24 protein-coding genes, 4 pseudogenes and 1 other annotated feature are annotated in these 25,782 nt (G+C 62.6%); of the genes and pseudogenes, 19 read left to right on the forward strand and 9 right to left on the reverse strand.

Annotation, left to right across the window (positions count from 1 at the left end; genetic code table 11):
- Window positions 1-60: 60 nt before the first annotated feature.
- The 4 genes from WJ35_RS15090 to WJ35_RS15105 form a co-directional block, all read right to left on the reverse strand.
- Window positions 61-894 carry a universal stress protein gene (locus tag WJ35_RS15090; protein ID WP_069239464.1) on the reverse strand — a complete coding sequence of 278 codons (834 nt, stop codon included), beginning with the start codon at window positions 892-894 and terminating at the stop codon, window positions 61-63.
- Window positions 891-1,394 (reverse strand): universal stress protein, encoded by a 504-nt coding sequence (locus WJ35_RS15095; RefSeq protein ID WP_069239465.1) that lies wholly within the window; start codon window positions 1,392-1,394, stop codon window positions 891-893. The genes WJ35_RS15090 and WJ35_RS15095 overlap by 4 nt, the downstream gene beginning before the upstream one ends.
- A gap of 69 nt (window positions 1,395-1,463) precedes the next feature.
- Complete coding sequence (locus WJ35_RS15100) at window positions 1,464-2,663, reverse strand: acetate/propionate family kinase (protein ID WP_069239466.1); 1,200 nt, start codon at window positions 2,661-2,663, stop codon at window positions 1,464-1,466.
- Between the two features lie 8 nt (window positions 2,664-2,671).
- Entirely contained in the window at window positions 2,672-3,511 is an 840-nt protein-coding gene (locus WJ35_RS15105) for a universal stress protein (protein ID WP_069239467.1), read from the reverse strand.
- A gap of 188 nt (window positions 3,512-3,699) precedes the next feature.
- On the opposite strand from WJ35_RS15105, the gene WJ35_RS15110 reads away from it, so the two are divergent.
- The 4 genes from WJ35_RS15110 to WJ35_RS15125 all read left to right on the forward strand — a co-directional run bounded on the left by WJ35_RS15110 (window position 3,700) and on the right by WJ35_RS15125 (window position 7,974).
- The gene (locus tag WJ35_RS15110) at window positions 3,700-4,230 is read left to right on the forward strand and encodes a hypothetical protein (RefSeq protein ID WP_011880389.1); all 531 of its coding nucleotides are present in this window, start codon (window positions 3,700-3,702) and stop codon (window positions 4,228-4,230) included.
- Complete coding sequence (locus WJ35_RS15115; protein ID WP_069239468.1) at window positions 4,220-4,966, forward strand: beta-ketoacyl-ACP reductase; 747 nt, start codon at window positions 4,220-4,222, stop codon at window positions 4,964-4,966. Before WJ35_RS15110 ends, WJ35_RS15115 begins: the two co-directional genes overlap by 11 nt.
- Window positions 4,967-5,099: 133 nt before the next feature.
- Window positions 5,100-6,914 (forward strand): PHA/PHB synthase family protein, encoded by a 1,815-nt coding sequence (locus tag WJ35_RS15120; protein WP_080484337.1) that lies wholly within the window; start codon window positions 5,100-5,102, stop codon window positions 6,912-6,914.
- 19 nt (window positions 6,915-6,933) lie between these two features.
- Window positions 6,934-7,974 (forward strand): zinc-dependent alcohol dehydrogenase family protein, encoded by a 1,041-nt coding sequence (locus tag WJ35_RS15125; RefSeq protein ID WP_069239469.1) that lies wholly within the window; start codon window positions 6,934-6,936, stop codon window positions 7,972-7,974.
- A 237-nt stretch (window positions 7,975-8,211) separates the two neighbouring features.
- Here WJ35_RS15125 and WJ35_RS15130 read toward each other — a convergent pair whose 3' ends face one another.
- Window positions 8,212-9,663, reverse strand: coding sequence for an IS1182 family transposase (locus tag WJ35_RS15130; protein WP_059464014.1), 1,452 nt, complete (start codon window positions 9,661-9,663; stop codon window positions 8,212-8,214).
- A 168-nt stretch (window positions 9,664-9,831) separates the two neighbouring features.
- Here WJ35_RS15130 and WJ35_RS30135 point away from each other — a divergent pair, with 168 nt between their 5' ends.
- Entirely contained in the window at window positions 9,832-10,017 is a 186-nt protein-coding gene (locus WJ35_RS30135; RefSeq protein ID WP_059474834.1) for a barstar family protein, read from the forward strand.
- A 51-nt stretch (window positions 10,018-10,068) separates the two neighbouring features.
- Here the strand turns inward: WJ35_RS30135 and WJ35_RS15135 are convergent, their stop codons facing one another.
- Window positions 10,069-11,607 (reverse strand): IS3-like element ISBmu11 family transposase, encoded by a 1,539-nt coding sequence (locus WJ35_RS15135; protein ID WP_069239470.1) that lies wholly within the window; start codon window positions 11,605-11,607, stop codon window positions 10,069-10,071.
- Between WJ35_RS15135 and WJ35_RS15140 the strand changes: the two genes are divergently transcribed.
- From WJ35_RS15140 to WJ35_RS30140, 4 genes are all read left to right on the forward strand, one after another.
- Entirely contained in the window at window positions 11,606-11,941 is a 336-nt protein-coding gene (locus tag WJ35_RS15140; RefSeq protein WP_155121917.1) for a hypothetical protein, read from the forward strand. The genes WJ35_RS15135 and WJ35_RS15140 overlap by 2 nt on opposite strands.
- A 9-nt stretch (window positions 11,942-11,950) precedes the next feature.
- The gene (locus tag WJ35_RS15145) at window positions 11,951-13,783 is read left to right on the forward strand and encodes a LysM peptidoglycan-binding domain-containing protein (RefSeq protein WP_080484338.1); all 1,833 of its coding nucleotides are present in this window, start codon (window positions 11,951-11,953) and stop codon (window positions 13,781-13,783) included.
- A 12-nt stretch (window positions 13,784-13,795) separates the two neighbouring features.
- Complete coding sequence (locus WJ35_RS15150) at window positions 13,796-14,401, forward strand: hypothetical protein (RefSeq protein WP_155121918.1); 606 nt, start codon at window positions 13,796-13,798, stop codon at window positions 14,399-14,401.
- A 143-nt stretch (window positions 14,402-14,544) separates the two neighbouring features.
- Window positions 14,545-14,724: a PAAR domain-containing protein gene (locus WJ35_RS30140; RefSeq protein WP_230459715.1), complete on the forward strand. Its 180-nt coding sequence runs from the start codon at window positions 14,545-14,547 to the stop codon at window positions 14,722-14,724.
- Window positions 14,725-14,868: 144 nt separating this feature from the next.
- Here the strand turns inward: WJ35_RS30140 and WJ35_RS31255 are convergent.
- The 3 genes and pseudogenes from WJ35_RS31255 to WJ35_RS15160 all read right to left on the reverse strand — a co-directional run.
- Window positions 14,869-15,000, reverse strand: a pseudogene (locus WJ35_RS31255) (integrase core domain-containing protein); the annotation flags it as partial.
- Entirely contained in the window at window positions 14,993-15,187 is a 195-nt protein-coding gene (locus WJ35_RS32525; protein ID WP_155121919.1) for a hypothetical protein, read from the reverse strand. The pseudogene WJ35_RS31255 and the gene WJ35_RS32525, both read right to left, overlap by 8 nt.
- Window positions 15,188-15,963: 776 nt before the next feature.
- The gene (locus tag WJ35_RS15160; protein ID WP_043292613.1) at window positions 15,964-16,398 is read right to left on the reverse strand and encodes a winged helix-turn-helix transcriptional regulator; all 435 of its coding nucleotides are present in this window, start codon (window positions 16,396-16,398) and stop codon (window positions 15,964-15,966) included.
- Between the two features lie 109 nt (window positions 16,399-16,507).
- Between WJ35_RS15160 and WJ35_RS15165 the strand changes: the two genes are divergently transcribed.
- The 10 genes and pseudogenes from WJ35_RS15165 to WJ35_RS30170 form a co-directional block, all read left to right on the forward strand.
- Complete coding sequence (locus WJ35_RS15165; protein ID WP_011879997.1) at window positions 16,508-17,125, forward strand: FMN-dependent NADH-azoreductase; 618 nt, start codon at window positions 16,508-16,510, stop codon at window positions 17,123-17,125.
- A 4-nt stretch (window positions 17,126-17,129) separates the two neighbouring features.
- A complete protein-coding gene (locus tag WJ35_RS15170) occupies window positions 17,130-17,681 on the forward strand; it encodes an NAD(P)-dependent oxidoreductase (protein WP_069239472.1) in 552 nt (183 codons plus the stop codon).
- Window positions 17,682-17,710: 29 nt separating this feature from the next.
- Window positions 17,711-18,622: an oxidoreductase gene (locus WJ35_RS15175; RefSeq protein WP_069239473.1), complete on the forward strand. Its 912-nt coding sequence runs from the start codon at window positions 17,711-17,713 to the stop codon at window positions 18,620-18,622.
- Window positions 18,623-18,651: 29 nt separating this feature from the next.
- Window positions 18,652-19,311 (forward strand): DsbA family protein, encoded by a 660-nt coding sequence (locus tag WJ35_RS30150; protein WP_230459700.1) that lies wholly within the window; start codon window positions 18,652-18,654, stop codon window positions 19,309-19,311.
- Between the two features lie 522 nt (window positions 19,312-19,833).
- Window positions 19,834-21,067 (forward strand): annotated as a pseudogene (locus WJ35_RS15190) (IS3 family transposase).
- Window positions 20,115-20,231, forward strand: a sequence feature (AL1L pseudoknot). Its footprint overlaps the pseudogene before it by 117 nt.
- Window positions 21,068-21,394: 327 nt before the next feature.
- Window positions 21,395-23,209 carry a diguanylate cyclase gene (locus WJ35_RS15195; protein ID WP_069239475.1) on the forward strand — a complete coding sequence of 605 codons (1,815 nt, stop codon included), beginning with the start codon at window positions 21,395-21,397 and terminating at the stop codon, window positions 23,207-23,209.
- A gap of 151 nt (window positions 23,210-23,360) precedes the next feature.
- Complete coding sequence (gene tnpA, locus WJ35_RS32650; protein ID WP_046429363.1) at window positions 23,361-23,768, forward strand: IS66-like element accessory protein TnpA; 408 nt, start codon at window positions 23,361-23,363, stop codon at window positions 23,766-23,768.
- Between the two features lie 10 nt (window positions 23,769-23,778).
- Window positions 23,779-24,147, forward strand: a pseudogene (locus tag WJ35_RS30160) (IS66 family transposase); the annotation flags it as partial.
- Window positions 24,148-24,226: 79 nt separating this feature from the next.
- Window positions 24,227-25,447, forward strand: a complete 1,221-nt coding sequence (locus tag WJ35_RS15205; protein WP_069239476.1) for an ISL3 family transposase — start codon at window positions 24,227-24,229, stop codon at window positions 25,445-25,447.
- Window positions 25,447-25,632 (forward strand): annotated as a pseudogene (locus tag WJ35_RS30170) (transposase domain-containing protein); the annotation flags it as partial. The gene WJ35_RS15205 and the pseudogene WJ35_RS30170, both read left to right, overlap by 1 nt.
- Between the last annotated feature and the right edge of the window lie 150 nt (window positions 25,633-25,782).

Consider the following 25,782-nt stretch of genomic DNA (forward strand, 5'->3'; position numbering starts at 1 on the left):
CGGCGACGCTTCGTCAAAGGAGAGACGGGCGGCCAGCAGACGGCCGCCCGGTAGACCCGCTCAGTGCGACAGCAGAACCGGCACCGTCATAGTTTCCAGGATGGTGCGCGTCGCGCCGCCGAGCACGCGTTCGTGCATCCGCGTGTGGCTGTACGCGCCCATCACGATGAGATCCGCATGCAGGTCGCTGGCCCGGTTCAGCAGCGTCGCTCCCGAGCCGATGTCACCTTCGCGCGGTGTCGTCGAGAACGACGCGCGCACACCGTGGCGCTCGAGGTAGGCGGCGACGTCGACGCCGGCCGGCGTCTTGTCCGGATCGGGGCGCTTGCGCGCGACCGTTTCGACGTTGACGAACCGCGCGCGCATCAGCAGCGGCATCGCGTCGGCCACCGCCCGCGCGGCCTCGCGGCCGCCGTCCCACCCGATCAGCACGTTCTCGCCGAGCGTTCGCACGTGGCCCGCGTACGGTACGACGATGACCGGACGTCCGCTGGCCATCACGACGTCCTCGACGAAATTACGCGCGACATAGGTCAGACGATCGTCCGGATCGACCTGGCCGAGGACCAGCAGATCGGCGTGGCGCGCATGCAGGATCGCGGCTTCCGTCGCGTTGCCGGTCGGCGCCCGCCATTCGACGCTGCGCCCCGCGCGTTCGGCCGCGTCGAGGAAGCGCTCCTCCGCCTGCTTGCGGCGCTCCTCGCACAGCCGCTCGTACACGGCGAGCTTGAGCGGCTCGCTGGGCCGGAACAGCGGCTCGAACAGGTCCTGGCAGACCACGTAGAGACCGATCAGGTGCGCGTTCCAGCGCTGCGCAAGATCGAGCGCGAGCTTGACGCGTGTATGGCAGCGCTCGCTGTCGTCGAGATGGACGAGCAAGGTCTTGTAGCTCATGACGGCTCCTTTTCGGTCGATGCGGTGGCGGTTTCGGCCGGGTGGTTCGATATGCAACCGGCCGGAATCATCAGAACCGGGGTTTTCGCGTGGCGCAGCACGCGCTCGGCGACGCTGCCGAGCACGAGGCGCCGGAAGCCGCGCCGGCCGTGCGTGCCGAGCACGATCAGATCGGCGCCGATCTCGCCGGCGACCGTCACGATCCGCTGCGGGATGTCGTCGCCCTCGGGCGCGACGTTCGAGATCTGCGGCGTGCCGGCCACGTTGCGCGCCTTCATGCGCCGGGCTGCGTCGTCGGTGACGCGCAGCCCTTCTTTGCGGAACGCGTCGATCAGGAGCGACGGATCGTAGCCGTAGGTGTCGTACGCGGGCACCAGGAAATCGACGACGTAGACCGGCGTCAGCCGCGCACCCATTTGCGCCGCGAGATCCAGGGCGGCGTCGAGCGCGCGGGACGACGTGTCGCTGCCGTCGAGCGCGACCAGGATATGCGAGTACATGGCGGTTCCCTTGAACGAAGATCGATGCAATCATCATCGGCGCATGCACGCCGGTCGCGCTGATCTGGATCAACCGTCGCGATTGCCGCGCAGCACGCGCACCGCCGCGCGCGCCGCGACCCACGCCTCGTTGGTCGGCTCGACCACGACCGTGACCGCGCTCGCCGCCGCCGACACCACGTGCGCATGGGCCGCATTCGCGCGCGTGTCCAGCTCGACGCCGAGCCAGCCGAACGCCGCGCAGATCCGCTCGCGCAGTACGGAGGAATGCTCGCCGATGCCGGCCGTGAACACCAGCATGTCGAGGCCACCGAGCAGCGCGGCCAGCGCGCCCGCCTCGCGCACGATCCGATGGACATACAGCGCCAGCGCATCGCGCGCCATTGCGTCGCCGGCGGCTTCACGCTCGAGGAGGACGCGCGGGTCGCCGGAAATGCCCGATACGCCCTTGAGCCCCGACTCGTGATACAGGATCTGTCCGAGCGCGTCGGGCGACAGGTGCCCGACGTCGAGAAGGTGCAGCACGACACCAGGATCGAGCGTGCCGCAGCGCGTGCCCATCATCAGACCGTCGAGCGCGGAGAAGCCCATCGTGGTTGCGACGCTGCGCAGCGAGCGCATTGCGCACAGGCTAGCGCCGCTGCCGAGATGCGCGGCGATCACGCGGCCGTGCGCGCGCGTGCCGAAGGCTTCGTCGAGCGCGACGGACAGGTAGGCGTAGGACAGGCCATGGAATCCGTAGCGGCGCACGCCCTTGTCGAACCACGCGTGCGGCAACGGCAGCCGTTGCTCGGTGACGGGCAGCGTGCGATGGAACGCGGTGTCGAACACCGCGACCTGCGGCAGTCCCGGCCATGCCGCTTGCAACGCGGCGATCGCGTCCAGGCAGTGCGGCTGGTGCAGCGGCGCGAGCGGCGTCAGCGTACGGAGCGCGTCCAGCACGTCGTTGTCGACGAGCACCGGCTCCGCGAAGCGCGCGCCGCCGTGCACGACGCGATGCGCGATTGCGGCGAGCGTGACGTGGGGCAAGCGTACGCGGATCCACATCGCGACCTGCGCCAGCACGGCGCGGTACGGGTCGCCGGCGCTGAGCGGCAGCGTGCCGTCCCGATCGGCGTCGAAGCGGATCGCGATGCCGTTGCCGGCCGCGACAGCCTCGCCGTCATGCAACGGCCTGCGCTCGGGATCGCCATGCGGCGGATACGCGAATACCGCGAACTTGACACTCGACGAGCCCGCGTTGATCACGAGGATCGCACGCGTACGCATCGTATCGCTCAGTGCGACATCAGGACCGGCAACGTCATCGACGCCAGCACCGTGCGCGTCACGCCGCCCATCACGAGCTCGCGCCAGCGCGAATGGCCGTAAGCGCCCATCACGAGCAGATCGGTGCCGGTCTCGTACGCGCGCGACAGCAGCGTGTCGCCGATCGCGCGGCCGTCGCCCGCATCGATGTCGAGCACGCTCACGTCGCGGGCATGGCGCGCGAGCATCAGCGCGGCATCGGCGGCCGGAATGCGCATGGCCGCCGCCGCCGAATTGCCGTCGACCACGGCGACGACCGTCGTGCGCTTCGCGTGCTCGATGAAGGGCATCGCGTCGTGGGCGGCGCGCACGGCCTCGCGGCTGCCGTCCCACGCGACGAGCACGCGCTCGCCGAGCGACGGATACTCGCCCGCATACGGGACGAACAGCACCGGCCTGCCGGCCGACAGCACGAGATTCTCCGGAAACTGGTCGTCGATGTAGGTGTCCGGATCGTCCGGATCGCCCTGGCCGACGATCACGAGATCGGCCACGCGCGCGGCGCGCGGCACCGCGACGTTGGCGCGCGCGTCCGCCTCGACCCACGCGGCGTGCACCTTCGCGCGCGCGGTCTCGGCATGGAACAGCCGCTCCAGCGCGGCGCGGCGTTCGTCGCGCTGCGCGCGATGCTCGCGGAAGTAATCGGCGGACCCGGCCATCACGTAGAACGAAGTCAGTTCCGGCGTATAGACTGCAAACAGGCCGGTCAGATGCGCGTCGAAACGCCGCGCCAGCCGCAGCGCGAACTCGAGGCGCGAATGCGCGCGCCCGCTCGTATCGAGGTGCACGACGATGCTCTTGTAGCCCATCACGGTCGCTCCATCGACGGTGGATCCGTCAGTGCAATCCAGTCTACGGAGCGGGCTTTCCGCGTGCTTGACTCAGATCAACGGGCGCTGCGCGGCTTGCCCGCACAGTTAGGCGGTCGCGCCGCCGAGGCCACGTACGGGCACCGGGCGCATGCCAACCGATTGACCGGACCGAACGAGGGAAGCCGATGAGCACCTACGCTTTGACGACACCGATTGACGTTTGCCGCGCGAGCTGCGATCTCGCGCTGCGGATGGCGGCGCTGAACCGCGACTGGCAGCACGAATGGCACGCACTGGCGGGCCGGGGCATCGAGCGCGACCGCGACGCGGTGCGCCGGTTGCAGCAGGCGCTCGCCGGCAGCGGCGAATGGACCGCGTTCGGCGAAGCGAGCCGGCAGGTGATGAGCGATTACGCGCTCGCGAGCGTCGCGCTGTGGCAGGACGCCAGCGAGCTGTCGATGCGTGCGCAGTTCGAGCATGCCGGCGTGTGGCGTACCTGGCTGCGCGAATACGGCGCGGGTGTGCTGTCGCGCAGTCAGACCGACTGGCTGCCTGACCTGGAGCGGCTCGCCGCCGTCAACGAAGCGAGCATGCCGTGGGCGGAATGGATGACGGCGCTCGAGCACGGGATCGAGGACGCGACCGACGGCGCACCGACTGCCGTACGCCGCCTGAAGGGCAAGGTCGACGCACCGGAGAACGGCCATGGGCGCTGAACGAGTCGCGTTCGTCACCGGCGGGACGGGTGGCCTCGGCACCGCCATCGCGCGGCGCCTGCACGATGCCGGCATCACCGTGGCCGTGTCGTACATGAACGGCGACGCTCAACTCGCGACGTGGATCGCACGCGAGCGCGAGGCGGGCCGCACGTTTCACGCGTTCGAGGTCGACGTGGCCGACTACGATTCGTGTCAGCACTGCGCGGCGCGCATGCTGGCGGAGTTCGGGCACGTCGACGTGCTCGTCAACAATGCGGGCATCACCCGCGACGCCACGTTCGCGAAGATGACGAAGGCGCAATGGGATGCGGTGCTGCGCACCGACCTCGACGGCCTGTTCAATATGACGAAACCGTTCGTCGGCGGGATGATCGAGCGCGGCTTCGGCCGCATCGTCAACGTCGGCTCGGTGAACGGCTCGCGGGGCGCGTACGGACAGACCAACTACGCGGCCGCGAAGGCCGGCGTGCACGGGTTCACGAAGGCGCTGGCGCTCGAACTCGCGAAACACGGCGTGACCGTCAATACCGTGTCGCCGGGCTATCTCGCGACGCCGATGGTCGAGTCGGTGCCGAAGGAAGTGCTCGACGCGAAGATATTGCCGCAGATTCCGGTGGGCCGCCTCGGGCAGCCCGACGAGATCGCGGCGCTCGTCGCGTTCCTGTGCTCGGATGAAGGCGCGTTCGCGACCGGCGCCGATTTTGCCGTGAACGGCGGGATGCACATGCATTGACGTGTGCCTGCGTCCGCGGACGCAGGCTTTCCTCATCCGGCGATGCGCGTGCGCCGCGTTGAAGGTCCGGCGCGATACGCGCTCCACTGCACGCGTCTTGCGACCGGCAGGCCGGTTTCCCGGAGCAAATCTGATGAATGCACCCGCGATGCGCGCGCCGCTCGCGCAGGAAGCGATACGGCTGCCGCAGCCGAACGAACCGGCGCCGTGTGCGCTCGCCACTGCGCCGGCCGATGCGACGCCCGTCGAGCAATGGAACCGCGCGGCGCACGCAAGCCTCGCCGCGATGACGTTCGGCCTGTCGCCGGTGTCGATGGCGCTGGCCGTGCTCGACTGGGGCGCGCATCTCGCGGTGTCGCCGGGCAAGTGCTTCGACCTTGCGACGCAGGCGTGGCAGGCGGCCGTCGCGCCGTCGTCGCAGGTGCGCGACGCCGCTGCGGCCGACCCCGGCGGCCTGGCCGTGCACGCGGGGGAAGCCGACCCGCGCTTCGCCGCGCCCGCGTGGGACGCCTGGCCGTTTCACGTCTATCGCGACAATTTCCTGGCGATTCAGCGTTGGTGGCGCGACGCGACGCGGGGCGTGCCGGGCGTCGAGCGGCATCACGAGGAACTGGTCGGCTTCGCGGCGCGCCAGTGGCTTGACGCGTGTTCGCCCGGCAACTTCGTCGCGACCAATCCGGTCGTGCTCGACACTACGATGCGCAGCGGCGGGGCGAATCTGGCGACTGGTCTGCGGCACTGGGCCGACGACGCGCGCGCGTTGTTCGAGCACACCGGCGAGCAGCGCGCGCACGATGCGCGTCCCTATCTGCCGGGGCGCGACGTGGCGATCACGCCGGGCCGGGTCGTGTGGCGCAATGAATTGTGCGAACTGCTGCAGTACGAACCCATGACGCCGAACGTCGCGCGCGAGCCGATCCTGATCGTGCCGTCGTGGATCATGAAGTACTACATTCTCGACCTGCAGCCGCACAATTCGCTGATCCGCTTCCTGGTCGATTCCGGCTACACGGTGTTCGCCGTGTCGTGGCACAACCCTGGCGCCGAAGCGCGCGGGCTCGGGCTCGACGATTATCTGCGCGACGGCTGCATGGCCGCGCTCGACGCCGCGCGGTCGATCTGCGGCGAGGCGGTGCACGCGGCCGGCTACTGTCTCGGCGGCACGCTCGTCGCGATCGGCGCGGCGGCGCTCGCGCGTGACGGCCGGCAGCACGAAGCGTTGCGCTCGGTGTCGTTGCTGGCCGCGCAGACCGATTTCAGCGAGCCCGGCGAGCTCGGCCTGTTCATCGACGCGAGCGAACTGGCGGCGCTCGATGCGCTGATGTGGCGGCAGGGTTATCTGGACGGCTCGCAGATGTCCGCCGCGTTCCAGCTGCTGAACGCGCGCGACCTGATCTGGTCGCGCATGATGAGCGAGTACCTGCTCGGGCGGCGCACGAAGCCGAACGATCTGATGTCGTGGAACGACGACACCACGCGCATGCCGTATCGCATGCACACCGAATACCTGACGCAGCTCTTTCTCGACAACGACCTGGCGGCCGGCCGCTATTGCGTCGACGGCCGGCCGGTCGCGCTGTCGGATCTCGTTGCGCCGATGTTCGTCGTCGGGACCGAACGCGATCACGTGTCGCCGTGGCGTTCGGTCTACAAGCTGCACCTGCTCACGCACAACGCGCTGACGTTCGTGCTGACGGCGGGCGGCCACAACGCCGGGATCGTGTCCGAACCGGGCCATCCGGGCCGCCACTATCGCTGCGCGACCCGCGAGCACGGCGCGCCTTACCGCAGCGGGCACGACTTCGTGCGCGACACGCCGCCCGTAGAAGGTTCGTGGTGGACTTGCTGGCGCGACTGGTTGCGCGCGCAATCGACCGGCGACGTGCCGGCGCGCGTGCCGGCCGCCGGCTTCGCGGCGGCGCCTGGCGCATACGTGCTAGAAACCTGATTTCCATGGAGGAACACCGATGAAAGCACTCGTTTATCAGGGCCCCGGGCGCAAGGCGCTCGAGGAGCGGCCGATGCCTGAGCTGCAGGCGCCGACCGATGCGATCGTCAGGATGACGCGCACGACGATCTGCGGCACCGACCTGCACATCCTCAAGGGCGACGTGCCGTCGTGCGAACCGGGCCGCATCCTCGGTCACGAAGGCGTCGGGATCGTCGAGCGCGTCGGCGCGGCGGTCGACACGTTGAAGCCGGGCGATCACGTGCTGGTCTCGTGCATCTCGTCGTGCGGCCGCTGCGACAACTGCCGCCGCGGCCTGTACTCGCACTGCGCGACGGGCGGGTGGATCCTCGGGCACCGGATCGACGGCACGCAGGCCGAATTCGTGCGGATTCCGCACGCCGAGACGAGCCTGTACCGGGTGCCGCCCGGCGTGGACGAGGACGCGCTCGTGATGCTGTCCGACATCCTGCCGACCGGGTTCGAATGCGGCGTGCTGAACGGCAAGGTGCAGCCGGGCTGTTCGGTCGCGATCGTCGGCGCCGGCCCGATCGGGCTCGCGGCGCTGCTGACCGCGCAGTTCTATTCGCCCGGCCAGATCATCATGATCGACCCGGACCGCAACCGGCTCGACGTGGCGCGCCGCTTCGGCGCGACCGATTGCGTCGACGGCCGCGCCGGCGACACGGTTGCGGAAGTGATGAAGCTGACCGACGGCGTCGGCGTCGATTGCGCGATCGAGGCGGTCGGCATTCCGGCGACGTTCGAGATGTGCACGTCGATCGTCGCGCCGGGCGGCGTGGTCGCGAACGTCGGCGTGCACGGCGTGAAGGCGGACCTGCATCTCGAGAAGCTGTGGGATCGCAACATCGCGATCACGACGCGGCTCGTCGACACCGTCAGCACGCCGATGCTGCTGAAGACCGTGCGCGCGGGGCGGCTCGATCCGATGCAACTGATCACGCACCGCTTCTCGCTCGACGACGTCGGGCAGGCGTACGACACGTTCGGTCGCGCGGCGGAAACGCATGCGTTGAAGGTGATTATTGAGGTTAGTTGAGGACGGGGCTGGGTGCGATACGAGCCGGTGCTTGCGCCGGGTCGTAGGGCGCATGCGGAAAGCGCTTGGACTGGATTAAACGAGCAGTGGCGGGTTGGCTGACTCCGTTCGGCCGAGGCTGTGTAAAAACGTCATAACCAACCAACGGGGTGCGGGTATGAGCGCGTTTGCAGGGCGCCGGTTTGCGAGCGGCGGATCTGATCGTGCAATGCCAGTTAGGGGCGTCAACGCGTGAGATCATACGCCTGCCAACCTCATCGCTTGCATCGCCTTGGAGAACCCCAGAATCCTGATGACGCGCTTGAGGTTGTATGCCAGCACATGCAAGCTCATTTCTGCCGCGACGCATCCAAGCCCGCGTGTCTGGAAGTGAGTCGCGCCCATCCAGTGCTTGAGCGTGCCGAACACATGTTCGACTGTACGGCGTCGTATCGTCATGGCGTTGAGCTGGTGATCCAGCCTTTGCTGCATCGCCTCAAGCACCGCTTCGTGCTCCCACCGCCGGATTCGTCGGTAATCAGCCGGCGTACACTGGCTCTTGATCGGGCATCGCGGACACGCACTGCTCCAGTAGGTACGCAGGGTCATCAGGTTGCCGCCCTCAACTGAACTGTATCGGTAAATCGCCCGTTGACCGGCCGGGCACTGATACTGATCATCCTCGACGATATAGACGAAGTCAGCCCGGTCGAACCGCCCGTCGGCCTTGGCGCTGGATGTCTGCGATTTGGGCACCAATGCAGCAATGCCAGCGTCATCGCACGCCTTGATTTCGGGTGCACTGAAGTATCCACGGTCTGCCAGTGCCTTCATCTTCTTCTTGCCCATGGCATCGCGCGCGGCCTTGGCCATCGGGCTCAACTGCGCCCGATCGCTGCCGACGTTCGTCACTTCGTGCGTCACGATGAGGTGATGCCGGGTGTCGACGGCTACCTGAACGTTGTAGCCAACCACGCCCGTGCCTTTGGCCTGCGAGATCATCGAGCGTGAGTCGGGATCGGTTAGCGAGACCTGCTTTTCGGGGAGGCCTTTCAGGATTTCTGCTGCACGATTCAGATCTCGCATCTGTTCGCGCAGCATGTCGATCTTCTCCTGTAGTCGCTCGGTCTTCGCCTCTACCTCGACCGGTTGAGTGCGATCAGCCGTCTCCAATGCATCCAGGTACCGCTGAATGCTTTGCTCGATCTGCTCGAGGCGCTTCTCAATCTTGTTGGGCGTGAAGTTCCGGTCGCGGCTGTTGACCGCTTTGAACTTGCTGCTGTCGATCGCCACGACCGCTTGCGTGAACAGCTTCAGGTCACGGCACAACATCACGAAGCGTCGGCATACGTTGCGAATGCCTTCTCCATTGCTTCGCCTGAACTCGGCAATGGTCTTGAAGTCCGGCGCAAGCCGGCCAGTCAACCACATCAGTTCGACATTGCGCTGGCACTCTCGCTCCAGGCGACGGCTCGACTGCACACGATTGAGATAGCCGTAGATGTAGATCTTGAGCAGCACAGTCGGGTGGTAAGACGGCCGGCCTGTGGCCGCAGGCGTGGCCCCTTCAAATCCCAGGGAAACCAGTTCGAGCTCTTCGACGAATGCGTCGATAATCCTGACCGGATTGTCCTCGGCGATGAAGTCATCGAGGCATTCCGGCAGCAGCACGGCCTGATTACGGTCTGCACCTTCGACAAATCGCCCCATCTTCGCCTCGCGCCCCAACAGGTTGATTCAGTCTAGGCGATCACCGGCGTTTTGACACAGCCTCGGCCAGGAACGGTCACTGGTACTCGGTGCCAGAATCGTCAACGATCCGACGATGGAGCATCTATCGGAACCGGTCAGACGCAAAATGGAATTCGGAATAGCGCGATGACGAACGTATTCGTAGACACGACTAAAATTACGGACTGGCCTTCATTCCATCGGGTCTTCTCGCAGATCTTTGGTTTTCCCGCGTTTTATGGCAACAACATGGACGCGTTGATTGACTGTTTGAGTTACCTCGATGATCCCGAGGCCGCGATGACGAGCTTGCATGTTAGGCCGGGATGTTGATTTTCACCGAATCTTGACCCACCGGGGATGCGGCTATTTTCTTGGACTGATTTACGTTGCTAACCCGAGGCTTTCACGGTACTCGATGGGGCTGAGATAGCCAAGGTAGCCCTTGATCCGTTTCTCGTTGTACCAGCGAACGTAGGCGTCCAGTACCTCAACGAACTCCGCGATGGTCGTCGAACGCCAGTCTCCTGTATAGAACATCTCAGTCTTTAGCCTGCCGAAGAATCCCTCACAGGCCGCGTTGTCCGGTGAACAGGCTTTACGCGACATGGAGGGGATCAGCTTAGCCTTCGCAACCCGCGATAGCCAGCCAGGCCAACGGTAGTGGCCACCCCGATCGGAATGCACGATCGGCGTCTCGTCGTCCTCGGTCACGGTCTCGATAGCCGCATCTAGCATGGAATTCACGAGCTCTGCGTCGGGGCTTGTGCCAATCGACCAGCTGACTACCATCCCATCGAAGCAGTCGATCATGGGCGATAGATATACCTTCCCCGCAGGAATCTGGAACTCGGAAATATCCGTCACCCACTTTTCGTTGGGGGCGTTCGCGTGGAAATCGCGATTGATGATGTTATCTGGGGCAGGGCTGATTTCCCCGATATAAGAGCGATATCGGCGCCGCTTGGGCCTTGCTGCGTGGAGGCCGCCTTGTTTCATGAGGCGACGCACGACTTTCTCCGATAGAAACACTCGTTTCCTGCTAAGCGCTGCTTGCACCCGACGATAGCCGTAGGATCGGTGATTGTCCTCGAAGATCTCTGCAACGGTACGACGGACATCTGCATATTTGTCGGCAACCCGTATGGGCGACCGATGATAAAAATAGGAGCTGCGCGCCAGGTCCAACCGCTCAAGCAGCTCAGTCAAACCGTATTCTTCTCTCAGGGCGTCAACCAGCCTCGTCTTCTCCCGATTGCTCAGGAGTGGCAGGTCGACGCCCAGGTCTTTTTTTACGAGTTCATTCGCCTTCTTCAACAGGTCGTGTTCAAGCTTCAGATTGCGAATGTCGCGCCGGAGCTCTTCGACCTGCCGCTCCAGTTCGTCCCGATCCGTCTCTGATGGTGATCCCTTGTCGCGCTTCATGGATGCAGGGGGCCCTCGGCCGAGTAACTGGTTTTTCCAGTTGTACAGCGACACCCTGTCGACGTCCAGCTTTTGCGCCACCGCCTGTGCACTTCCTTCCCGTGTGCACAGTTCGTACACCGCGAGCTGCCTGGTCGCCAATGACACGGCCGGTCGGCCTGCCTTGCCAACCACGCGTTTCCTGGTTTCCGGATAGCGCTCGCGAACCCACGCCGTCAGTATCTGCCGACAGGGATAGCCTAATGCCCTGAGGGTGAAGCTGAAGCTGCGCCCGTGATTGACGTAATGCTCAAGTGCCAGGTTCTTCTGTTCTTCTGAGTACTTTGGCTTTACGCGAACATACTCTTTCTGCAGATCGCCACTCTTCTCGAATTCCTCGCACCACGCCTTGAGAGAATTCTTCGTCGGGTAACCCAACTGGCGGATTGTCGCCTTGACGCGCTTTCCGAGTTTCAGGTACAGCTCGACCGCCCGAACGCGGTCTTCGTATGAATACATGGACTACCTCCAAAGTAGTCCAAGATTTTGTCCGCATCCCCGGTGGGTCAGTTCTGCGTGGACATCAACATTCAGGACGGTCGAATCGGCGGACTCGACCGTTCAGGCCATCGCGATGTATCGCTCCGGGGGCGCGCTGTACGCGGTGCAGGCGACAAAAACCGGAGCGGATGCACCGGATCTGTACGTGAAGCCCGCGCCCGTCAATTTCAAGGTTTACCGCTTCGACGGCAACCTCGATGTCGCTCGCTTTAAGTTGACCCAGACTTCGCGTAGCAAGGCGACTTACATGAACGCGGGCGACGCACTCACCAAAGAATTTTTTTCGCGATAAGGGTGACGCATGTTCGTCAGGGCAACCTATGACAGAGAGCGGCGGACCGTTCACTATTTCGACGCGGACGGCAACGAGACGCTCTATATCGGCGGATCTTTCGCGTGGCGCATGAGTAATCCCGGTAACCTGACCAAACTGGGCCGCTATGTAATGCAAACGGCGATCGGCTATGCTCAGCGCACGAGCAATTCGAAAGCCCTGTTCATCATTTTCCCGGACCGAGCGAGCGGCCAGCTCGCGCATCAGAAGCTTCTCAAGGAAGTCTATGGTGACAAGACCATTCGGGGCATGATCACCGCTTACGCACCGCCCTCGGAAAACGACACCGAGGGCTACATCAGCCACGTAACCAAGAAGGCTGGCGTGTCGTCGAGCGATGTCGTCGGCTCGCTGAGCGATGAGAAGTTCAAGGCGGTGTCCGAGGCAATGGAACAAAAGGAAGGCTGGGTGCCCGGCGTCGTCAAGTACCTCGGCAAGCCCGTGCAAGTGCAGATGCTCGACAAGTCGAACCAGCCATTCGCCGGACAGTCGATGCAGATCAAGGGCGAACAAGGCAGCTTCGACGCACGCACGAACGACAGCGGCGAACTGCCGTGGATCTACAGCGGATTGCTCGGCGACAACGTCCACATCGCATACAAGCGCGACCAGGATGTCGCGGAAGCGGTCGGCGGGTTTTCGTCGTCTTCGCCGGCGTCGGCCTTCACGTTCAATGCGCCATACCATCTGGTCCCCACGCGCCCTCGCCTGCATGACGGAGCGGCGGACACGCGTCCGCGCGTACACATCGTGCAGTCCGGCGAAACGATTTCGTCAATCGCAGCGAAGTACGGCACGACCGTCGACGCGATGGTAAGCGCGAACGGCCTGAAAGACCCAGATCACATTTACGCGAGACAGCACCTCAAGGTTCCTCCGATGGCCGGCGAACAGGCACAGGCTTCGCCCACGCACGCGCCTGCGGCCGATGCAGAGACAAAAGCGCAACCCGTGCCGAAGCCCATGCCCGCCAACGCGTCGAAGCAAAGCGGCGCGACTGGCGGCAAGACAACCGCTTCAGTGGCCACGCCACCGGCGGCGGCGAGTTCAGGCTCGGTCGCGGGAAAGGGTTCCGCTTCGCACGGCGCGCAGCGAGCAAATCCGGCACCAGCCGCTGCTCCGGCCCAGCCCCAGCGCGCGAGCGCGAATGCGGGCGCAAGCGCTAATCCGAACGCGAGCGGCGTGATTCACCAGCGGTCTCCGAACGGCCGCCCACAGACGGTCGTTAGCTCGCCGACGCTCGAACCGAGCGGCGCCGTCTGGTGTCAGCGCTTTCCCGGTAGCGCCTCGCTTGAGTCGCTCAACGATACATTCAAGGCCGCCGCGAGCGCGTTTATCGGCGCAATGCGCAATGCGCACATCACCGTGAAGGTTAACGCAGCGCTCCGGCCCATTCAGCGGTCGTACCTGATGTACCATGCGTTCCAAATCGCGAAGGGGCACGAGAGTCCGGACAACGTGCCGCCGTACAGCGGTGTCAACATCGACTGGGTGCACCGCAAACCGGACGGCAGCATGGATCTGGAGAAGTCGGTCAAGGCCGCGAAGGACATGTGCGCGGGCTTTGAGATCAACATCCATTCCGCAAGGCAGGCCGTCGGAAAGCCGGGGCGGTCTCGCCACAACTACGGCGCGGCGGTTGACATCAACATCACGGGTTACGTCGGCAAGAAAATCAAGGATGCGAGCGGTCACGAAGTCGAGCTCAAGTCGTTCGCCGACCTGAAGCTCGTGGGCTACGGCTATGGCGTCCACTATTACCCGAAAGAAAACATGCATTGGTCCGATACCGGGCGTTGATCAAGGAAGGATATGCGAAGAATTGCTGCTTGGGTGTGTCTGGCCTCAGCCTGCCAGGTTTCGATCGCAGGCGAAGTTCCGGCTGTCGGTGTGTGGGAACAACTTCCCGTTGCCGACCCGCACGGCGGCGCGAACGTGTCGCGTCACGACATCATATTCGTCAACCGCAAGATCAATGAAGACACGGTGTTCAGCGGCCTCGTCGATGCCGGTACGAAGACGGGCGTGCTGTGCTGCCTCAGGGTGAGCAAGAATGCGCTGATCACACTGCCGGAGCTATTGAAGAAGTATCAGTGGGACGACGACGAAGTCGACCACATGAAGAAGATCACCGGCTGGAAATACATCTACGAAGCGAACGTCGCCAATCGCGCGGAACAGAACCCGAGCATGCGCACGCTAGTCAAGAACCTGAGCCTCCCGCCCGCGCTGTCGCCGTACTCGGCTGCGGTGATCTCCGGGAAGATCGCCAGCGACGAAGTGGACAGGAAATTTATGACTGGCGGCGCGGCCGTCACGTTCACGACCCGGTCAGTGCCGGCAAAGAATGCTATCCAGTACAAGTTCTCCGTGAACGGCGAACCCGTGACGTTGATGGAAGATGCATTCCCCGACTAATACGCGTGCGTCCGGCGGATGAGCACGATTCGCCGCCACGGCGACGCACCAACCAAGGACCACACATGGCCGGCGTGATACGTGTCGGCGACCGTACCAGTTCTAATGGCGAAGTACTGGCCGGATCGACCACCTGCATTTTCATGGGTAGGGGCGTCGCGCGGCTCGGCGACCCGGTTTCGTGTCCCAAGCATGGCGACAACCATATCTCCGGCGCGACGGCGGGAGCGCGCGATAACGGCCGCGAGGTGGCGCAACACGGAGATCCGTGCGAGTGCGGTTGTACGCTCATGTCGTCGTTGCCGACCGGCGGACCGACGTAGCGCCACCGACCAGCTGTTGAAGTTCGTAGATTCTGCTAATGGCGTCCGTTATAGCGCTAATCGTGTCCGCTTATTCCGCTAATGCGGTGCGGCGAAGAGCAAGTCGCTGGAGTTGCCCCTGTAACTCAGGACACGCGGACACCGTTAGGTTGATGACACCGCAGCACGCCTGAACTCGCGAGGCGAGCGGTATTTCAGGGCTTTGTGCGGGTGGCGCTCATTGTAGTGTTCAAACGCGATAGCCAGGCGCGAGAGCGCCGTTGGCACGTCAGGCTTCCTGCTGCTGTTCGCCTACGCGACCGGGCTGCGCCGCGCCGAGCTTGCCGTGGCGACCACCGGCGCGCTCACGCGTACCGCGCTCGACGGCGCCCTGGACGACGCGTGGAGTCTGCGCGTGATGGGCAAGGGCCGGCGCGCGCACCGTGCCAATGCCGCTCACGCTCGAGACGTCGCCGGCCGACACGCCGCTGATCGCGCACCTCGTGACCGGCGCGGCGTTGCATCCGGACGTGGTCGGGAGGCTGGCCAAGGGAATCTTTGCGCGGTCCGCCGACCAGCTGGCGATCGCCCACCCCAAACGCGGCCGCGGACCTGCAGCGCGCGAGTACGCACCAGCCGAGCCACAACTTGGCGAATCACGGCCTGGACGCCGTCGCCGACATCCGCGACATGCCCGGCCCGCGACGGCGTGACAGTGCTGCGGGTGCCGTTCGAGAATGACGACGCGTTCGACCGGCGCGTCGACGACCTGCTGGTCCGATCGCGCTGACGGCCGAACCGCATCGCTGCGCGTCGGAAAGCGATGCCTGGGCGGATATCGCCGGCGAAGGCTGGCGGTGGTAGCGCGGCGCCGCAACGTCTGCGTGGCCGGTGCGTTGAGGCTGGGAACACACGAGGTGGAAGTATTGGATCAGCGAGCAAGTTCGTTAGACTTGCCGGATACATGTCTGCGACGTCGACGTCGCATTGGGAACTCGGTCTACGACGGTGTTCGGCCATGAAGCGTCAGTGGTTTGCGTCAACGGCGAGACGTTGAGGCGTCCCGTTTGGCTCAGGGAGCGGACACCCAAGTCAGGCTATGCGACTTTTCCGATTGGTCGTGGCCGACTCATGGTTGGATAGATCGGAAAATGCAGCGCCTTCTCAGCCCACGAAAGATCCGCGTTGGAACAGGTCCCAACGGGAGCCGGCATTTGGATTTCGCCGCTGTATTGGCACAAGCCTACGGTCTGGACCCGTCTATCGACGCTGGTAGACAACGCCCTGAATCGAGACCTGATCTGGCTCCGGTGCCTCGTCAAAACGTTTATGCGCCTCGGCAATGGAGACTTGATTCTCGCTCGCCCAGTTGACCAACGCCATGACAGGCTTCAACAGCGTTCTTCCCATGTCAGTGAGTTCGTAATCGACGCGAGGAGGAATCGTTGGATACATCGTTCGCGTTATCAGTCCGTCGCGTTCCAATCCGCGCAAGGTGAGTGTCAGCATCCGCTGGGAAATGCCGTCGATGCCGCGCTTCAATTCGTTGAAGCGCCGCGGGCCATTGGCCAGCATAGCGACAATGTAGAGGCTCCACTTGTCGCCGATGCGATCCAGGATTTCACGAGTTGCCAAGCAGCCGCCAGCGTCAGGTGCAGGCATATCGGCAGGTAGCTCGGGGTGACTAAGTGACATGCGTGTGCCTTCTTGTGGGGAAGCGGCAGGAACCATACCATCCTTTGTATAAATTGGTAAGTAAGAATCAATACCTTACTAAGTTCTCTTTTTATACCTTGGAGCCGCCATGAGCCACACCCTACTTGTCACTTCCAGCCCGCGCGGGGCTGACAGCCTTTCCACTCGCTTTGCCACCGAAATCGCCGATGGCATCCAAGCCCGCTCGGGCGGTCCGCTGACCGTGCGCGACCTTGCCGCGAATCCGCCGCCGCACATCACGCCAGCCTACATCCAGGGCCGGATCACGGAACCCGAAGATCGCACACCGGAACAGGTCGAGGCGGTGAAGGTCGCGCAAGAATTGGTCGATGAGTTGAAGGTCGCCGATGTGATCGTGCTCGGTTCGGGCATGATCAACTTCGGTCTGCCCTCGCAGCTCAAGGCTTGGTTCGATCACGTCACTTGGCCGGGCGTCACCTTCGGCTACGGCGATACTGGGCCGAAGGGGCTGCTGGCCGGCAAGAAGTCCTATCTCGTTACCGCTACCGGTGGCGTGTTCTCGGAAGGTGCTTGGGCACCGTTCGACTTTCAGACCAATTATTTGCTGTACCTGCTCGGTTTCATTGGCCTGACCGACGTCGAAGTAGTGCGCGTCGAAGGCACGGTTTTCGGCCCCGATGCGGCGCATGCCGCAATCGCCAACACCGAAACGGCCATCAAAGCCTTGTTGGCGAAGGCTGCGTGACCTCATGGCCGGGAAAAAAACTATCGCGCCGTTCGCGGGAAGGGTAGAAATCGTTGTCGGCGACCTCAAAGACCAGCGTGCCATTGCGAAGTGCGTCCAGGGTGCCGATGCGGTCATTAGCGCCCTTGGTCCCAACAGTCTCAAGGTGCAGGGCGATAAGCCGATCATGCGCGGCTTGACCAACATCATCGCCGCGATGAAGCGCGCGGGCGTGCGCCGTCTTATCCAGATTTCTACGGCTGCCTATCGTGATCCCAAGGATGGCTTTGCCTTCAAAGCTCATGCGTTCGCGCTGTTGTTCAAGGTTATCGCGAGCAAGGGGTATGAGGACATCAAGGCGACTGGCGAATTGATCGCCAATTCGGACCTGGACTGGACACTGGTACGCATTCCGAACCTAAAGGATGGTCCCGCCGATGGCCGCGTGGATGTGGGTTGGTATGGAAAAACCAGACTCGGCACGAAGCTCTCCAGAGGCAACGTTGCGAAGTTCCTGGTCGACCAGGTGACCGACAGGAAGTTCGTGCGTGCCGCGCCAGGCATCGCTAACCATTGACGCAATAACGTTTCGACACGGTTCACGCCATGAGCGGATTCACCAATGCTGATGTACCCGATCAATCGGGCAAGACCTTTATCGTCACCGGCGCCAACACCGGCATAGGCCTTGAAATAGCGAGTACGTTGGCGGCACGGCGAGCCAGGGTGCTTCTCGCGTGCCGCGACGAGGCAAAGGCGGAAGCTGCTATTAGCCGGATTCGTCTGAAGACTCCTGAAGCGAATCTCGCATTCCTGCCGCTTGACCTCGCAGACCTGACGAGCGTGCGGAACGCAGCAAAACTGGTCGAAAAGGAACCGCGCGTCGACGTGCTCATCAATAATGCGGGCGTGCAAGGGCCGAAGCTGAAGCGCACGGTGCAAGGCTTCGAGCTGACATTCGGCGTCAATCATCTTGGTTGCTTTGCGTTCACCGTGCTCATGTTGCCCAGGCTCACGGAAACATCTGGGTCGCGCATCGTTGTCACGAGCAGTGGTCTGCACAAGAGCGCGAAGATCGAATGGGACGATCTTAATGCGGAGAAGAGTTACAAGTGGATGCCTCGCTATGCAGCCAGCAAGCTTGCGAATCTGCTTTTTGTCTTTGAGCTGGATCGGCGACTGCGGGCGGCGGGGATAGCGGTTACGGCTTTGGCCTGCCACCCGGGTCTTGCTGGAACCAACCTTGCGCGCGATAGCTGGTGGGGCAACATCGCAATGTCATTGATCGGCCTGTTTTTCAACACGCCGGCTCAGGGCGCGTGGGGCGCATTGCAAGCGGCGACCGGACAAATAAAGTCCGGCGGCTATTACGGGCCGACGAAAACTTCCGAATTGCGAGGTCCCTCTGGTGAATGCACTCCGTCTCAGGACGCGCGGAATCCAGAACTCGCAAAACGACTGTGGGACGTATCGGTTCAACTGACCAGAATCGATGTCGAGCTACATTCAGATGCATAGCGTGCAGATCAGACCGCCAGAACATGGTTATGCAAATAGCCCTCTATACTGAAATCACATGCGCGTGGTGCATCGTCGGGCATCACCGTCTCGACAAAGTGCTGGCGGAGCATTTTCCCGACCTGGTCGTTGATATCCGGCAGCATCCCGTTCTGCTGCTGCCCGATGCGTCGGCAGGTGGCCTCTATATTCCCGACTTGCTGCGTTCGCGCTACGGCATAACCGATCCGAAGGTGGCCTTTGCTCGCCCCGAGGGAGAAGCTCGCGCTTCGGGCTTCTCCCTGGATTTTGGCCGCCAGCTCTGGGCCTATCCGACTCAAGCTGCTCATGCCGTGATTCTGGCAGCCGCTGGTCGTGACACGCAGCACAGGCTCGCCGTTGTAATCACTGACGCTTACTTCATCGAAGCGAAGAATATTTCCGACGCGGATGTATTGGCCGACATCGCAGCCGACTACGGTTTCGACCGCGACCAGGCGCGTGCCATCGCACTTGATCCTGAACAGCACCGCCGCGTCGAGCAGGAAGCGGCCAGGTCGGCCGGTGCCCGTGTCCGTTCGGTTCCTCACTTTGTCTTTGGGGAAAGCATTGCCATCAATGGGGGACGCGGCGAAGACGAGATTGCTGCGGCAATACGAGCGGCTTCCGGTGCAAACTCATCTCTGATGCGGCTTCCTCGCATCCAATGACTCGGAGCTCGGTGTACGTCAAGTCGATAAGGTTCTGCGGCGCTGTTGACAGTGTTGGCCGATGCCCGACCAAAAAGACCGGTGGTCGGATGCCTGCAGTACCTCAAGAAGCGACAAAGGGAGCGCGATCTTACGACCGACCGTTCCGGGTCGACCTGCGCTGGTCGCACTTTGTAGGGCGGTGGCCGGCCGCGTTCGGCCAAGGCTGTGTGAAAACGCATGCTGAACATGGTTTCCTCACAGATCGACCCTTCAGATCGCGCTGTATTGGCTTGGCAGCAACTCGGGAAGGGTAAAGCGACACTCAAAAACCGGGTTCTTTCGCGTTTTAACACAGCCTCGGCCATGACGCGCCATTTGCTATCGGTGTGACGTGGTCGTTAGAGCGATCACTCTGCCCCTGAAAGCAGACCTCCCGCTTGGACGCGATGTTCGCATCCGTCGTAGTTGCGAGTGTAACGTCAGACACTATGAACCGCCCCGGATTTGGTGGAGGCTCCAACTCTTGAGAGAATGGAGCCCATGAGCAAGAAGTCGAACAAGTTTTCGCCGGAAGTCCGGGAACGCGCAGTCCGTCTGGTACGAGAGCAGCGTAGTGAACATCCGTCGCTGTGGGCGGCGATCGAATCGATTGCACCGATGATCGGCTGTACGCCGCAGACGCTGCTGGATTGGGTCAAGCGCGAGGAGATCGATCGTGGGGAACGTGATGGCGTGAGCACGGCCGAGCGTGAACGCATCAAGGCCCTGGAGCGTGAGGTCAAGGAACTGCGCCGGGCCAACGAGATCCTGAAGCTGGCCAGTGCGTTTTTCGCCCAGGCGGAGCTCGACCGCCGTTTGAAGTCCTGAAGGCCTTTATCGATCTGCATCGCGACACCTTCGGGGTCGAGCCGATCTGCAGGGTCTTGCGGATTGCCCCGTCGGGTTATCGGCGCCATGCCGCACAGCTTCGTGATCCGTCGAAGCGTTGTGCTCGTGCGAAACGCGATGAGGTCCTGCAACCCGAGATCAAGCGTGTCTGGCGGGCCAACATGCAGGTCTACGGTGTGCCGAAGGTTTGGAAGCAGATGAACCGGGAGGGCATTGTGGTCGCACGCTGCACGGTCGGGCGGCTGATGAAGCTGCAGGGCTTGCGAGGCACAGTTCGCGGCAAGCGAGTTCGCACGACGAATCCCGATACGAGCGCCCCGCGCCCGCTGGATCGGGTGAATCGGCAGTTCACGGCTGACCGACCGAATCAGTTGTGGGTGTCTGACTTCACGTACGTCTCGACGTGGCAGGGCTGGCTGTACGTGGCCTTCGTAGTGGACGTGTTCGCCCGCCGCATCGTCGGCTGGCGCGTCAGTTCGTCGATGACCACGGACTTCGTGCTGGATGCACTTGAACAGGCGCTGTACGCCCGTCGGCCGGGGGGCGATGGAACCTTGATCCACCACTCCGACAGGGGATCGCAGTACGTCAGCATTCGCTACAGCGAACGGCTGGCCGAAGCAGGCATCGAACCGTCTGTCGGCAGCCGAGGCGACAGCTACGACAACGCACTGGCTGAAACGATCAACGGCTTGTACAAGACGGAGCTGATTCATCGCCGCACCTGGAAAACTCGGGAGTCCGTCGAGTTGGCTACTCTGGAATGGGTGGCTTGGTTCAATCATCACCGACTGATGGACCGCTCGGCTATATCCCGCCCGCCGAAGCTGAGGCAAACTACTATCGGCAACTGAAAACTGCTGCCGCTGAAACCGCATTAACTTAAACCAACCAGCCTCCACGATTCCCGGGGCGGTTCACTATCTCGTCTGTGGTGAAACCCAAGGGGAAAGTTTATAAATGAGAATCGGTTTCTTTCTTATTCTGATGTTACCGATTGAATGTTGAACTCGGTTGGCTTGGCCAGACTTGTTGGCATCACAGGGGGCATCTTGCTCCAAGGACGGAGCGATCTCCATCCTGCGACAAACTTTCGACATTCAATACGCGACGCGATCATTCACCATTGCGGAGCGCTAAACTTCGCGCTTACTAAGCCGTTATAGATCCTGCTGACTTCGCTGTTTTCGATCTCATAGAATAACGGTTTTGTATGCTCACAACCGATTCCGACGATGATGCGGTTGCGTCCGCCGGCTCTGCCGCTGGCGAAGTTTCACCTCTGCTGGCGAGTCCCGAATGCGAGGCAGTGACCCGTCTGGCGCGGGCGCACTTCGGCGTCGTCACTGCGCTGGTCACGTTGTCCGCCCCGGAAGGGCAGCGGTTGCAAGCCGTCGATGGCGTATTTCCCCATGCGATTCCGCCTGACCTGTTCGCTAAACGTATCAACGTTGAGAAGGAATCCGAGAAGGTAGTCGTCGTCCCCGATACGCACGACGACTCGCGCTTTTTTGTCGAAGATCGCGGCGTTACTGCAAAATTGCCGCGCTTCTTTGCCGCGTGCGCACTTACTGCCAGCGACGGCCGCCATCTCGGCGCCCTGTGCCTGCTGGATGACGCGTTTCGCACGCTCGACGAAGGGCAACGTGCCTTTCTGCACGAACTGGCGACGATAGCCGCGCAATCGGTTGCCCGAGGTCAAGTGGAAGCTGAACTGCGCGGCCGTGCGGCTGAACTGCAGGCCGAAAAGGATCTGATTACGCTTGCACTTATCGGAAGTGGGACCGGTGTTTGGGACCGCGATGTCACCACGGGTGAAATTCGCTATTCGCCGGAATGGAAGGCGATACTCGGCTATGAGTCGCATGAAATCAGCAACCGGATTGAAGACGCCTACCTCCGTTTGCATCCCGACGAGCGGGAGTATGTCAAGGAGACGATGCAGGCTCATTTCGAAAACAGGACGGACCGCTATGAAATCGAGCACCGCATCCGTTGCAAGGATGGCACCTACAAGTGGATCTGCAGCCGCGGTAAGGTAGTCAGCCGCAATGGCGACGGCCGTGCGCTGCGTATGGTCGGCACGACCACGGACATTACCGGTTTGCGCGATATGGCCACGCAGTTGCAGGAGACCATTAGCCTGATCACCAACCTGACGAACGAAGTGCCGGGCCTCGTCTTTCAATACCGGCAAACGGCTGATGGGCGTGGTGTCTTCGCATACGCGAGTGATGGCGTAAGACAGATATACGAAGTGACGCCTGAACAGGTCGTTCGCAGTGCGGACGTAGTCGAAGCGCGAATTGATCCACGCGACGTCACCGGATATCGGCAGTCGCTGCTCGAATCGGCGGCGAACCTGACGCCGTGGCGCTTCGAATACAGGGTAAGATTGCCGCAGCAGGGCATTCGCTGGCGGCAGAGCGACGCTCGGCCACAACGTATGGCTGATGGCAGCACGTTATGGCACGGATTTGTTACGGATACAACCGAGCGCAAGCGTATTGAGGCAGAACTGCATGAACTGGCAACGGTCGACCACCTGACTCAGTTGGCCAATCGGCGCCACTTCATGACACAAGGCGAAGCGGAACTTGTCCGGATCCGGCGCGCCGAGAGTCGCATTGCTGCGGTGCTTATGCTTGACCTCGATAATTTCAAGGCGCTCAACGATCGCTGGGGACACGCGCTCGGCGACCGCGCACTTAGACACTTCGCCGGGCTGCTGCGATCAGAGGCGCGCGCAGGCGACATCGTAGGGAGGATTGGCGGCGAAGAATTCGCGGCCGTTCTGCCGGACAGCGGCACCGAGGAAGCGATCGCATTCGGGCTGCGCGTGCAGCGTCGTGCCGCTGAAACACCTCTGGTTCTGGGCGAACAGCACGTCGCACTGACCGTCAGCATCGGCGTCGACAGGATGTATGCGACGGATGTCGGCGTCGATCAGGCACTCACTCGATGTGACAAGGCGCTATATCTCGCGAAGGAGCGCGGCCGCAACAGGGTCGAGCTCTATCGCGAATGACTGCGCAGCTTCGCGTTCGCGGCCATTGCGCTCTCTGACGTAAAGGCATTCCAAGGTGTATCGATACGTGCGTGTCCCGAGTAAGCGCGTCCTCAGCACCGTCTCGACGATATGAAGGGAAGTTGCCAAAGTAGTCCCCACCAGAAAAGTAGTGGGGACCACAGTGGCAACAGACGCACCGAAGAGAAGTTCACGCAAAGGCATCCCGAATCACCCCATCGAACTCCGGCGGAAGCTGGCTCAGCAGGCCTGCGAAGCAGGCGTATCGGTCGCGCGTTTGGCAATGGAACATGGGTTGAATCCGAACCTCGTATTCAAATGGCGCCGAGCACTCCGTGCTGGCGAATACGATCCGGTGGATTTGCTGCCCGTGACAGTGGACACACCTGCGCAAGAGATGGAGCAGCCGGCCCCGGCGCCAGTTACTTGCGCAACTGCTGCAGGCGCCATCGAGATCAGCGTGGGCAACACCCGCGTGCGCATCGAAGGCTCGCCCAGCGAAACCACGCTACTGTTGGTGCTGCGCATGTTGCGCAGCACGTCGGAATCGGCAGCATGATCGGCTTACCCACCCGCAGCAGCACCTCGAATCGTTCAACGGCACGCTGCAGGCCGATGCCTACGGTGGTTACCAGGCGATTTACGAAACTGGACGAGTGGCCGAAGCAGCGTGCTGGGCCCATGCCCGGCGGCAGTTCTACGAACTGCATGCTACGCGGCCGAATGCCTTGAATACGGAGGCGGGGGAGCGCATCGGCGCGCTGTACAAGGTCGAAGAATCGAGTCGAGGCAAACCACCCGACGAACGACGGTCGTGCCGACAAATTCACACCAAGCCCTTGCTCGATCAACTCCATGTGTGGCTGAGCGCCACACTGGAGACGCTCTCGCGCAAATCCGACACAAGTCGGGCGATACTTTATGCCCTGAATGTTTGGTTCATCGTAGGAAACCGTGGAGGGTTTTAGAGCGATTGCGTAACCTGACGCCTGACTTTAAGGACGTCAGGAGAAGCAATTGCTCGATCGCAAGGCACTTCAGGCACTGGGCTGCTGGACGGGTTACCGGTTGGAGCGTGTGGAATGGCCGGAAGGCGACGACCGCACGCTGTCGCTGTATTTGAAGCCGATCAGCAAGGTCATGTATTGCGAGCAATGTGGTGCACGCTGCCAGCAAATCCACGAGACAACGGTTCGCCGGGTGCGTGACCTGCCGCTGTTCGAATACCGGGTGGTGCTGCACGTTCCGCGCCGCCGAGTCTGGTGTGAACGCTGCGGCGGCCCGCGACTGGAGAAGCTGGCGTGGCTGGGCCGCTACCAGCGAGTGACGGAGCGCTTCGCCAAGGCCTGCGAGAAGCTGCTGCAAGCGGCCAGCGTGCAGGCCGTGGCGGCCTTCTACGACCTGGGCTGGCACACGGTCAAATCGATCGACAAGATGCGTCTGCGGGCGCGTGTGCGCGAGCCCGACTGGTCAACGATCCGCTATCTGGCGATGGACGAGTTCGCGCTGCATAAAGGCCATCGCTACGCCACGGTGGTGGTCGAGCCGATGAGCCGGCAGGTGCTCTGGATCGGACAGGGCCGCTCGCGCGAGACTGCCCGTGCCTTCTTCGAGCAGCTTCCCGAAGGCGTTGCCAAGCGTATTGAAGCGGTGGCGATCGACATGACCACGGCGTATGAACTCGAAATCAGGGAACAGTGTCCACAGGCGGAGATCGTCTTCGACCTGTACCACGTCGTGGCCAAGTACGGCCGCGAAGTGATAGATCGGGTGCGAGTGGACCAGGCCAATCAACTCCGACATGACAAGCCGGCCCGCAAAGTTCTGAAGTCCAGCCGCTGGTTGTTGCTGCGCAACCGCCACAACCTCAAGCCAGATCAGGCCGTGCACCTGAAGGAGTTGCTGGCGGCCAATCAGTCGCTGTTATGCGTCTACGTGTTACGCGACGAGCTCAAGCGGCTCTGGTTCTATCAGAAGCCAGCCTGGGCGCAAAAGGCTTGGGAACAATGGTTCGAGCAGGCTCAGCAAAGCGGGATCGCCGCCCTGCAAAAGTTCGCCGAGCGCTTGCAGGGCTACTGGCACGGAATCGTGACTCGCTGCCGCCATCCGCTCAATACCAGCGTCGTCGAAGGCATCAACAACACCATCAAGGTCATCAAGCGTCGGGCTTACGGGTACCGTGACGATGAATACTTCTTCCTCAAGATCCGCGCCGCCTTCCCCGGTAATCCTCGATGAACCGAATGTTTGCCGGCGCCGGCTCGGGAGGTGAAAGAGCGGCCGCAATCTACAGCTTGATCGGCACGTGCAAGTTAAACGGCATCGATCCCGAAGCCTATCTGCGTCACGTGCTCGTCCGCATCGCAGAGCACCCAGTCAATCGCATCGGTAACTTGCTGCCCTGGAACGTATTGGTCACCTAACTCGCGAAGTCTCTGCCTATGACATACAAGCACTACGCTGTCGTCAATGAGGTCTGTCCGGTATGCGGCCAGGGGCGCGTGCTTGTAGCCGCCAAATCGAAAAGTTCGAGGGTCTTTGCGCCCTGCGAAGACTGTGAATCTGAATGGAGC

This window comes from Burkholderia ubonensis (assembly GCF_001718695.1).
Taxonomy (GTDB): domain Bacteria; phylum Pseudomonadota; class Gammaproteobacteria; order Burkholderiales; family Burkholderiaceae; genus Burkholderia; species Burkholderia ubonensis_B.

Excerpts from the sequence above, each read along its gene's own strand:
- WJ35_RS15090 (WP_069239464.1), bottom strand. The coding sequence starts at position 894 with ATGAGCTACAAGACCTTGCTCGTCCATCTCGACGACAGCGAGCGCTGC.
- WJ35_RS15095 (WP_069239465.1), bottom strand. The coding sequence starts at position 1,394 with ATGTACTCGCATATCCTGGTCGCGCTCGACGGCAGCGACACGTCGTCC.
- WJ35_RS15100 (WP_069239466.1), bottom strand. The coding sequence starts at position 2,663 with ATGCGTACGCGTGCGATCCTCGTGATCAACGCGGGCTCGTCGAGTGTC.
- WJ35_RS15105 (WP_069239467.1), bottom strand. The coding sequence starts at position 3,511 with ATGGGCTACAAGAGCATCGTCGTGCACCTCGATACGAGCGGGCGCGCG.
- WJ35_RS15110 (WP_011880389.1), top strand. The coding sequence starts at position 3,700 with ATGAGCACCTACGCTTTGACGACACCGATTGACGTTTGCCGCGCGAGC.
- WJ35_RS15115 (WP_069239468.1), top strand. The coding sequence starts at position 4,220 with ATGGGCGCTGAACGAGTCGCGTTCGTCACCGGCGGGACGGGTGGCCTC.
- WJ35_RS15120 (WP_080484337.1), top strand. The coding sequence starts at position 5,100 with ATGAATGCACCCGCGATGCGCGCGCCGCTCGCGCAGGAAGCGATACGG.
- WJ35_RS15125 (WP_069239469.1), top strand. The coding sequence starts at position 6,934 with ATGAAAGCACTCGTTTATCAGGGCCCCGGGCGCAAGGCGCTCGAGGAG.
- WJ35_RS15130 (WP_059464014.1), bottom strand. The coding sequence starts at position 9,663 with ATGGGGCGATTTGTCGAAGGTGCAGACCGTAATCAGGCCGTGCTGCTG.
- WJ35_RS30135 (WP_059474834.1), top strand. The coding sequence starts at position 9,832 with ATGACGAACGTATTCGTAGACACGACTAAAATTACGGACTGGCCTTCA.
- WJ35_RS15140 (WP_155121917.1), top strand. The coding sequence starts at position 11,606 with ATGGACTACCTCCAAAGTAGTCCAAGATTTTGTCCGCATCCCCGGTGG.
- WJ35_RS15135 (WP_069239470.1), bottom strand. The coding sequence starts at position 11,607 with ATGTATTCATACGAAGACCGCGTTCGGGCGGTCGAGCTGTACCTGAAA.
- WJ35_RS15145 (WP_080484338.1), top strand. The coding sequence starts at position 11,951 with ATGTTCGTCAGGGCAACCTATGACAGAGAGCGGCGGACCGTTCACTAT.
- WJ35_RS15150 (WP_155121918.1), top strand. The coding sequence starts at position 13,796 with ATGCGAAGAATTGCTGCTTGGGTGTGTCTGGCCTCAGCCTGCCAGGTT.
- WJ35_RS30140 (WP_230459715.1), top strand. The coding sequence starts at position 14,545 with ATGGGTAGGGGCGTCGCGCGGCTCGGCGACCCGGTTTCGTGTCCCAAG.
- WJ35_RS15160 (WP_043292613.1), bottom strand. The coding sequence starts at position 16,398 with ATGTCACTTAGTCACCCCGAGCTACCTGCCGATATGCCTGCACCTGAC.
- WJ35_RS15165 (WP_011879997.1), top strand. The coding sequence starts at position 16,508 with ATGAGCCACACCCTACTTGTCACTTCCAGCCCGCGCGGGGCTGACAGC.
- WJ35_RS15170 (WP_069239472.1), top strand. The coding sequence starts at position 17,130 with ATGGCCGGGAAAAAAACTATCGCGCCGTTCGCGGGAAGGGTAGAAATC.
- WJ35_RS15175 (WP_069239473.1), top strand. The coding sequence starts at position 17,711 with ATGAGCGGATTCACCAATGCTGATGTACCCGATCAATCGGGCAAGACC.
- WJ35_RS30150 (WP_230459700.1), top strand. The coding sequence starts at position 18,652 with ATGCAAATAGCCCTCTATACTGAAATCACATGCGCGTGGTGCATCGTC.
- WJ35_RS15195 (WP_069239475.1), top strand. The coding sequence starts at position 21,395 with ATGCTCACAACCGATTCCGACGATGATGCGGTTGCGTCCGCCGGCTCT.